Here is a 7,785-nt window from a genome sequence, read left to right as displayed (position 1 = left end):
GTCGTGCCGCAGCGCGCTGGGAGTCCGGACGATCACGACCGGCCCGGCGGCGTGCCCGGCCACGGCCATGCCGACCGACCCGAGCACCATCCCGGCGAACCCGCCGAGCCCCCTGCTGCCCAGCACCAGGCTGTCCGCCGACTCCGACTCCGCGAGCAGGCCTGTGATCACGTCGCCGCTGAGCAGCTCCGTCGTCACTCTGACATCCCTGGTGAGCTCACGGGCTCGGCCGGCGGCGGCGTCCAGGGCACTGGCGCAGTATGCGGTGCTCTCGCTGTGTGGCCACTGCTGGCACACGTGCACGATCCGCAGGGCCAGGCCGCGCCTCTGCGCGTCGGCGGCGGCCCACTCCGCTGCCGCGGTCGCGGGTGCGGACCCGTCCACACCCACCACGATGTGACCGGCCATCACGCCTCTCATTCACCAGTCAGACCTCACTCCTCCACTCTCGCGGCACCCGGCTCGCTGCACCCGGGGACGAAGTCCCGAATGGGGGTGACATTGGTCCTCAGCCGGAACGGCCGCCGGTCGGATGCGGCGTTGATCCGCCGAGCCGCGGTAATGGCCGACCCGACTGAGCCTGATCACTTAAGAGGTCGCGCGGATAGGCCGCTGGTCATGGTCGGCGTTGGGGGCGTTCATCCCAGCGGTGGCTGGTCCATGCCCGTCGGATCAGCCTACGTATGATGATGACGGTGTCGGCGAGGTCGAAGAAGGCTTCGATGACGCTGGTCCGACGTTCGTAGCAGCGGGCCAGCCGGTGGAAGGCGTGGGTGCGTTCGACATGCCACCGCTGGGTGGCCTGGACCGGTGCCTTGGTCCCCTTGTGCGAGATCCGGCCGCGCAGGCCCCGCTCGTCGAGCAGCCTCCACAGCGGTCCGAAGGCAGTGATCTTCTGAGCTGAGCTCAGGGCCGCTGCCGGAACGGGGCGAGCGTGGCGCGCACGAGGTCGGCGGCGCCCCAGTCGGGGTCGAACTGGGCGATCACGGCCAGGTGCTGGCGTAGCTGGAGGATCGGCATCCGTTCGCGCCAGTCGCGGTCGAGCCCGGTCAGCTCGGCGTACAGCTTGAAGAACACATGCGCCTCGGGCGGCGGCGCCGTCGTCCACAGGTGGGCCAGGTCGACCTCGGCCCACGTGTACGACACGGCCGGGTCGATCAGCACGGGCCGCCCGTCGGGGGTGGCCATGACGTTCAGCGCCCACAGGTCGCCGTGCGTCAGGCACGCGGGCCTGACCGGCAGCAGCTCGGGCAGCCGGTCGCACAGCCGCTCCAGCGCCGCCCGGTCCGTGGCGTCGAGCGCCTCCTGGACGCGACGCTCGCCGAGCCAGCGCAGCAGACGGTGCTGGGCGAAGAACTCGAACCCGTCGTCATCCCAGGTGTTGACCTGCCGACGACGGCCCAGCCAGTTGTCCCGGTGCCACCCGAATCGGGGGTACCGCGTGGTGGTGTGCAGGTGGGCGAGCGCATGCGCGAGCTGCTCCCAGAAGGCCTCGGTGCCCGGCCGGGGCTGCAGCACGGACAGCACGAGCAGGTCGCGGTCCGCGAGGATGATCTCGGGCGTGGCGACGCCGCCCGCCTCGCGCAGCAGGGTGAGCCCTTCGGCCTCTGCGGCGAAGGCGTCGTCCGACGGCGGCTCGCCGAACGCCTTGACGAACACCGACGTGCCGTCACTGCGGCGCGCGAGCCCCGCGTTCGCGGCGAGGCCTCCAGTGGCTGGCTCGACCGCGACGACGTCGGTCAGGCCGGCCGCGTGCAGGCGTTCGAGTAGGAAGGACGTCGCGTCTGTCACGGATGTGCTCTTCTCTGCTGGTCATGCATCATGGCAATCAGGGCCGAGTCCGCGGCGGCTCACTCATTGAGCCTAGCTGGACCGCGCACCCTCAACGCCGCCCCTGTCGACCGCCTATCCGCGCGACCTCTAAGTGGTTGGCTCCGGAAATCCTTCGGGGGTTGACGTAGAGCTGAGTGCTGGGCAGATGCTAGAGGGAGGCGATGTCGCCGTCGGACTGGCATCGTATGAGGCGTGCCACGTCTGCGGGGTGGCGGTTACAGCAGGAGTTCGGACAGTTCCTCCAGCAGCTCTGCCGCCCGGCGGGTGATCGCATGCAGAGCACTGTTCGGCAACTCGGACGCGGGTGCGCCGCCCGTTGCTGGGATCGGTGGCGGCTTCCACCAGCCCATGTGCTTTGAGTCGAACGCCGCAGGCTCGAGGCGGTGGTCGCCGGCGCCAGGAACGGCGATGGCGGGGGCTGGTGCTCCGTGGCGAGGCCGCGCGATGCGTGAAGTGATCGCTGCGCGGGAGTGGCTCCGCGTCATCCGGCTACCGGCCTACGCCCCGGACCTCAACCCTGTCGAGGGCGTGTGGTCACACCTCAAACGCACCCTGGGCAACCTTGCTGTCCACGGCATCGACGACCTTCAGGCGATCGTCAAGAACCGGCTCATACTGGATGCCATAAGTCGGCCTGTGATGCCAGATCGCCTACCTGTCAGGTAATCGCCCTGCGTACGAAGGGCGTGTCAGGATCGGCACTGCGCCGAACACGACCCCACCGGGAGGACACCATGCCGGCCTACGTCATCGCCCACCTGCAGGAGGCAGCCCCGCACCCGGAGATCGCCGAGTAGATCGAGCGGCTCCCCACCACCTTCGAGCCGTACGGCGGCCGCTACCTCGTCCACGTCGCCCAGCACGAGGTGAAGGAGGGCAAGTGGCCCGGATATGTCGTGATGATCGGGTTCCCGGAGATCGCCGAGGCGCGGGCGTGGTGGGATTCTCCCGCGTACCGGGAGATCGCGCCGCTGCGTTCGCGGCACATCGAGGGCGACATCATCATCGTCGACGGCGTGCCCGAGAACTATGTCCCGACGGCGGCCGTCACCGCCATACGGGAGGCGGCGGCCCTGCCCGCGTAGGTCAGCGTCTGGGATGACAACGGCAGCGCGGCAGTTGGTCTGGTCCAAGGCGGTGATCGACAGCTCCCACGTCCGGGCGCTCAAGGGCGGGCCAAAACCGGCCCGAGCCCGGTCGACCGCGCCAAGCCGGGCTCGAAACACCACGTCATCACCGACGAAGGCGGCATCCCCTCGCCCTGTCCCTGACCGGAGGCCATCGCAACGACGTCACCCAACTCCTGCCGCTGATCAAGGCCATCCCGCCAGTGCGGGGCTGCCGCGGCCGGGGCAATTGTCAAGATCTGTAGATCGAACACAGATCGGAAGCTGTTGATTATGCGTTCCTGTGGCCGCGTATGTGGGTCAGATGAGCTCCCGTAGGAAGTCCAAGAACACGTGATGAAGGACGTCGGGTCGCTCCAAGTGCAGATCGTGGCCAGTTCGAGGGATGCTCAGGGCCAAGGTGGCGGGACGCCGTTGGAGCATGTCCTGGGCTTCCTGCTGAGGGATGAACCCGGATTGTGCCAGGACCGCCAGCGTCGGGCAGCTGACCTGCTCCCACTCGTGCCAGAAGGAACGGTGGGCGTTCTCAGCCAGTGAGCTGACCATCACATCGCGGTCGAAGCGTGGCCACCACCCGCTGTCGCGTTCTTCCAGCCCAGCCGCCCAGCCTTCGCCGACCGGCCCGCCACCAAGGAACTGGACGGCTGCCTCCCTGGAGACGAACGGCCTCGGCCACGAGTCAAGCCATCCGCCGATGTCGGCGGGGCCGTTCGGGTTCGGGCCGCCGGGTCCGGCTTCGATGAGCACGAGCGCGCGGATCCGCTCGGGGTATGCGGCAGCGGTGAGCATGGCCGTGTGCCCACCCAGCGACTGGCCGACCAGGACAGGTTGGCGCAGGTCCAGTTGATCGAGCACAGCTATGACGTCGGCGACGTAGGCAGCACGGGAGACGTCCTGCGGGTAGCGCGCGCTGGCGCCGTGGCCACGCTGGTCGACCGCGACGACCCGGTATCGAGGGCTCAGGTGTCTGGCTGCCTTGTCCCATTCACCGGCATGACCGGCCAGGCCGTGCAGCATGACAACGGGGTGCCCGGTCCCGCCCCAGTCCCGGCAGGAGAGCCGAATGCCGTCTCGCACTACCGTGCGCAGGGACCATGTCACGCGGGACCTCCAGGGGTTCAGCAGATCTTGATCATGCCGCAAGTCCCTCGGGGCGCTCGACGAGGGCACCTCGTTCGAAACAGGCCCCGGTCCGCCAGTTCGCCTATGTCGAGGGCGAACTGGCGGACGGCCACCACCTGCCCCTCATCCGACTCCGCTACGGCGGATCAGCCTCCATCTGGGGATTCGGGCTCTACCTAGCAGCGGCAAGTACGAGAACCAGATCCTGCACACCGGCATGTCCGCCGGCACGCCCCAGGAAGCCCTCGACTGCGCCTGTGACCTCTATCTCAGCCACTGACCCCCGAAGGACTTACGGGCGCGACCTCTAAGTGACTTGGGATCTCGTCACCGGCTCGCGCTGAGGCGGGAGCTGGAGCTCCTCGCCCGGACCCCGGCCAGGGTCGATGACGACCCTCGGCGGATCCTCGGCACCGCCGTCGGCTGGGAGCTGTTCAAGAAGTCCTTGCACATGCACCACACCGCCGAGGACAACGCGCTCTGGCCGGCGATGCGCGAGGCCGCGGCCGGCCGCCCCGACGATCTGGCCCTGCTGGCGGCCATGGAGGCCGAGCACGAGGCCATCGACCCGCTCATCGAGGCGATCGACGCCGCGCTGGCCGACCGCGAGTCCGGGCCGCAGCGCCTCGGTGACCTCACCGACGCGCTGGCCGCCGGCCTGACCGGGCACCTCAAGCACGAGGAGGACGAGGCGCTGCCGCTGATCCAGGCGATCGTCACCGAGCAGCAGTGGCAGCACTTCGGCCAGGTCAACGCTCGCCTGGTCGGCCCGGACGCCCCGCGGATCCTGCCCTGGCTGCTGGACGGCGCGAGCGAGCAGACCATCGCGACGATGCCGGCCCCGCTGCCCGAACCGGCACGCATGGCCTATCGGAACGAGTGGCAGCCCGCGTACGCCGCCCTGGACCTGTGGGGTGCGGGCACCACACGCTGACGGGTGGGGGCCGGTTGGTGCGAACCGGCCCGCCACGTGTCCGTGCACGCTGGACGGCCGGGCCACGTCCTCGGGAGCGCCGAGCCGCCGCAACTCGGGTGGCATCCACCGTTGATCCGTCTCGGTGAGAGATGATCCCGGGGCGAGGCAGTTGGCGCGGATGCCGAACGGCCCGGCCTGGGCGGCCACGTCTCGATGAGCGCCGGGCAGGTCAGCGCTCGGACCGCCTGGCCACCAGTACCTCGGTCGCCAGTTCCTGTTCCCACCGGCCTGCCGGGTTGTCGGCGAGCAGCGCCTGCCGCAGCGCCTGGACGAAAGCGGGCAGTCGGTCGCCGAGCCTGGCGGGCGAGCTGTAGGAGTAGGAGAGCTGGAGCCCGACCAGCCCGTCCACGTCCCATGTCAGCCGCCGGGTGAAGACGCGGGACTCCAGGGTGCTGAAGGGCGAGGCGGCCAGTACGTCGTGGTGGTGCTCGCCGGTGGCGTGGAAGGAGTTGGCGGCGGTGTGGATGTCGAGGCGGAACTCCTCGCACACCCGCCGCTCGACCGGCTGCCACGGCTGCGCATCCGGCTGCCACGGCTCTCCCTGCTGCCTCGACGGGCCGATGAGCGCCACCGCGCCGCCGGGCGGCAGCAGCTCGTCCAGCTCGGTAAGGACGGCCCTGCGGTCCATCCAGTGGAAGGACCGGCCCATCACCACGTGGTCGAACGGCGCCAGCGCCCGCAACGCGCTCGAGTCGCCGTGCAACCAGGCGATGTTGGTGACGCCCCCGGCCAGACGCTTACCCTCGGCGAGCATCTCCTGGGCCGGGTCCACGGCGAGCACCGCCGTCACCCGCCGGGCCAGCGGGATCGCGATCGTTCCCGGGCCGCAGCCGAGGTCCAGCACCCGGTTGTCCGCCCCGAGCGTTTCCGCCAAGTGCTCGATCGCCGCCTGGCCGTATTCCGGGCGGTATCTGGCGTAGTACGGCGCAGCCCCGCCGAACAGGTCCTCCACGGATGGGACCATAGATGAGCTCAGCGCACCCGTTGGACGGAACTCGAACTCACCTATCAGCGAAGCTCCTGAGCTGGGCGGCCGCCCGCGGGGTCAGCGGCGGCGATGCGGGTCCCGGTGTTGCTGCCAGCGCGACAATGCCTCGGCCGAGACGAGCCCGCCAGGGCGGCGGCGGGCAGCGTCAACAAGTCGCGCCGGCACACCGTGTGCCGGCGAGCGCCCCTGCCGTCATCCAGCATCGCCACCACCTGTCCCCGGCATCTCCATGAAGCTGACCACGCGTCCGATCCCTTTCCCGCGGGGAGCTGCGGAACAGCCCGCCGCGGGTCGGCGATGATCCCGAATGCCGCAAGTGGCCGGATCTGGGAGAGCGGCGCCGATCTTCAAGGACGCCGTCCGGCCGGGCCGCCGCATCACCACTGTGCGTACCCGTGACCTGGGGATGATGTCGCCGGCCCCGCCGCGGCGACTGATCAGTCGAGGCAGAACTCGTTGCCCTCGGGGTCGGCCATCACGATGTGACCGCCGCCGAGCGGAGGAGCTGGCTCGTAGCGCCGGAGCCGGGTGGCGCCGTGGGAGACGAGCCGCTCGGCCTCCGCCTCCAGGGCCGCCATCCGCGCGTCGCCCTCGAGCCCGGGGGCGGCCCGCACATCGAGGTGCACGCGGTTCTTGGCCTGCTTGCGCTCAGGCACCCGCTGGAAGAACAGCCGCGGCCCGGAGCCTTCGGGGTCAACCACCGCCGAGGCGTCGTTGCGGCTCTCGGGCGGCACGCCCATTGCCTCCAGTGCCTGCTCCCACGACTCGAAGCCCTTGGGCGGGTCCTGCAGCTGGTAGCCGAGGGCCTCGGCCCAGAACGCCGCCAACCCGGCCGGGTCGGCGCAGTCAAAGGTGATCTGGACATCGCGGGCCATCTCAGCTCGCCTCCCGCCGGGTCTGCTGATGGGTGTGCAGGTAGAGGTCGCGGAGCAGGCACACCTCGGCCAGATGGTGGATCAGCTCGCGGTTGATGTGCAGCACCAGCGCCGCCAGAGGACGTTCGGCGTGCGGTCCCTCCGCCTCCCCGCACGGGCGGGCGAGGCCGGTTTCGCCGAGGGACTCGACCCCGGCCAGCCACGTGGCGTACTCCGCGTCGAGCTGGGCCAGCGCCCCGGCCGCGGTCGCGGCGTACTCGAACGACTGGTAGTCGGTGGGTGCGCGACCGAAGTGCGCGGCGTTGCGCACCGCGAGCACGCCGACGATCACGTGCCCGAGTAGCCAGGCGATCGTCGTGAACGGCGGCGGGCCGGGCATCTGCATCGCGAAGTCGATGGTCATCGCGCCGGACCCGGCCTGCACCGGTGCGGCGCCGGCGCCCCGCTGCCGCACGCTCCAGCAGCCGGGCGCCGGCTCCCAGAAGTACTCGTCGTCAGTCAGTCCGTCGAGGCGTTCGCGCAGCTGCTTGGTCCAGTGCAAGGCGAACTGCTCTCGGAGCAGGGGGTTCCAGGTCTGGTCGGTCATGGTTCCAGCCTTACGTAAATAGCGGACAGGATCGTTCCTTGATCTGTGGAACGATGAGCGCATGACCGTCGAGGCGACAACCGAGCGAGTGCTGCGATTGCTGGCACTGCTGCAGCGCCGGACGTCCTGGACCGCGGCCGAGCTCGCCGCCGAGCTGGGGGTCACCGACCGCTCGGTGCGCCGCGACGTGGAGCGGCTGCGCGCGGTCGGCTACCCCGTGCACGCGACGGCGGGCGTCGGCGGCGGCTACCAGCACGGCGCGGGCACCCGGCTGCCTC

At 70.2% G+C, this 7,785-nt stretch carries 10 protein-coding genes and 2 pseudogenes; 5 read left to right on the top strand and 7 right to left on the bottom strand.

Annotated features, from left to right (window positions below; all coding sequences use genetic code 11):
* The 3 genes and pseudogenes from AB0J09_RS49285 to AB0J09_RS49275 all read right to left on the bottom strand — a co-directional run.
* Positions 1–408, bottom strand: a 408-nt coding sequence (locus AB0J09_RS49285) for a universal stress protein (RefSeq protein WP_360707801.1), incomplete at its 3' end; no start/stop codon positions are given.
* A 208-nt stretch (positions 409–616) separates the two neighbouring features.
* A pseudogene (locus tag AB0J09_RS49280) lies at positions 617–868 on the bottom strand (IS5/IS1182 family transposase); the annotation flags it as partial.
* A 38-nt stretch (positions 869–906) separates the two neighbouring features.
* The gene (locus AB0J09_RS49275) at positions 907–1,791 is read right to left on the bottom strand and encodes a fructosamine kinase family protein (RefSeq protein ID WP_360707798.1); all 885 of its coding nucleotides are present in this window, start codon (positions 1,789–1,791) and stop codon (positions 907–909) included.
* Positions 1,792–2,181: 390 nt separating this feature from the next.
* Here AB0J09_RS49275 and AB0J09_RS49270 point away from each other — a divergent pair, with 390 nt between their 5' ends.
* The 3 genes and pseudogenes from AB0J09_RS49270 to AB0J09_RS49260 form a co-directional block, all read left to right on the top strand.
* A complete protein-coding gene (locus AB0J09_RS49270; protein WP_360707806.1) occupies positions 2,182–2,499 on the top strand; it encodes a transposase in 318 nt (105 codons plus the stop codon).
* A 131-nt stretch (positions 2,500–2,630) separates the two neighbouring features.
* On the top strand, positions 2,631–2,918 hold the full coding sequence (locus tag AB0J09_RS49265; RefSeq protein ID WP_360707803.1) for a DUF1330 domain-containing protein: 288 nt from the start codon (positions 2,631–2,633) through the stop codon (positions 2,916–2,918).
* A 25-nt stretch (positions 2,919–2,943) separates the two neighbouring features.
* A pseudogene (locus AB0J09_RS49260) lies at positions 2,944–3,181 on the top strand (transposase); the annotation flags it as partial.
* A 79-nt stretch (positions 3,182–3,260) separates the two neighbouring features.
* Here the strand turns inward: AB0J09_RS49260 and AB0J09_RS49255 are convergent.
* Positions 3,261–4,061 carry an alpha/beta hydrolase gene (locus AB0J09_RS49255; protein WP_360707796.1) on the bottom strand — a complete coding sequence of 267 codons (801 nt, stop codon included), beginning with the start codon at positions 4,059–4,061 and terminating at the stop codon, positions 3,261–3,263.
* 337 nt (positions 4,062–4,398) lie between these two features.
* Here AB0J09_RS49255 and AB0J09_RS49250 point away from each other — a divergent pair, with 337 nt between their 5' ends.
* Complete coding sequence (locus AB0J09_RS49250; protein WP_360707794.1) at positions 4,399–5,016, top strand: hemerythrin domain-containing protein; 618 nt, start codon at positions 4,399–4,401, stop codon at positions 5,014–5,016.
* A 211-nt stretch (positions 5,017–5,227) separates the two neighbouring features.
* Here AB0J09_RS49250 and AB0J09_RS49245 read toward each other — a convergent pair whose 3' ends face one another.
* The 3 genes from AB0J09_RS49245 to AB0J09_RS49235 form a co-directional block, all read right to left on the bottom strand.
* Positions 5,228–6,010: a class I SAM-dependent methyltransferase gene (locus tag AB0J09_RS49245; protein WP_360707791.1), complete on the bottom strand. Its 783-nt coding sequence runs from the start codon at positions 6,008–6,010 to the stop codon at positions 5,228–5,230.
* A gap of 473 nt (positions 6,011–6,483) precedes the next feature.
* A complete protein-coding gene (locus AB0J09_RS49240) occupies positions 6,484–6,921 on the bottom strand; it encodes a VOC family protein (RefSeq protein WP_360707788.1) in 438 nt (145 codons plus the stop codon).
* A 1-nt stretch (position 6,922) separates the two neighbouring features.
* Positions 6,923–7,507 carry a DinB family protein gene (locus AB0J09_RS49235; RefSeq protein ID WP_360707787.1) on the bottom strand — a complete coding sequence of 195 codons (585 nt, stop codon included), beginning with the start codon at positions 7,505–7,507 and terminating at the stop codon, positions 6,923–6,925.
* A 61-nt stretch (positions 7,508–7,568) separates the two neighbouring features.
* On the opposite strand from AB0J09_RS49235, the gene AB0J09_RS49230 reads away from it, so the two are divergent.
* Positions 7,569–7,785, top strand: a 217-nt coding sequence (locus AB0J09_RS49230; RefSeq protein WP_360707784.1) for an HTH domain-containing protein, incomplete at its 3' end; no start/stop codon positions are given.

Source organism: Nonomuraea sp. NPDC049784, from assembly GCF_040659615.1.
GTDB lineage: Bacteria > Actinomycetota > Actinomycetes > Streptosporangiales > Streptosporangiaceae > Nonomuraea.
Note: the sequence above shows the minus strand (reverse complement) of the source record. Positions and strands in the feature narration are given on the sequence as shown.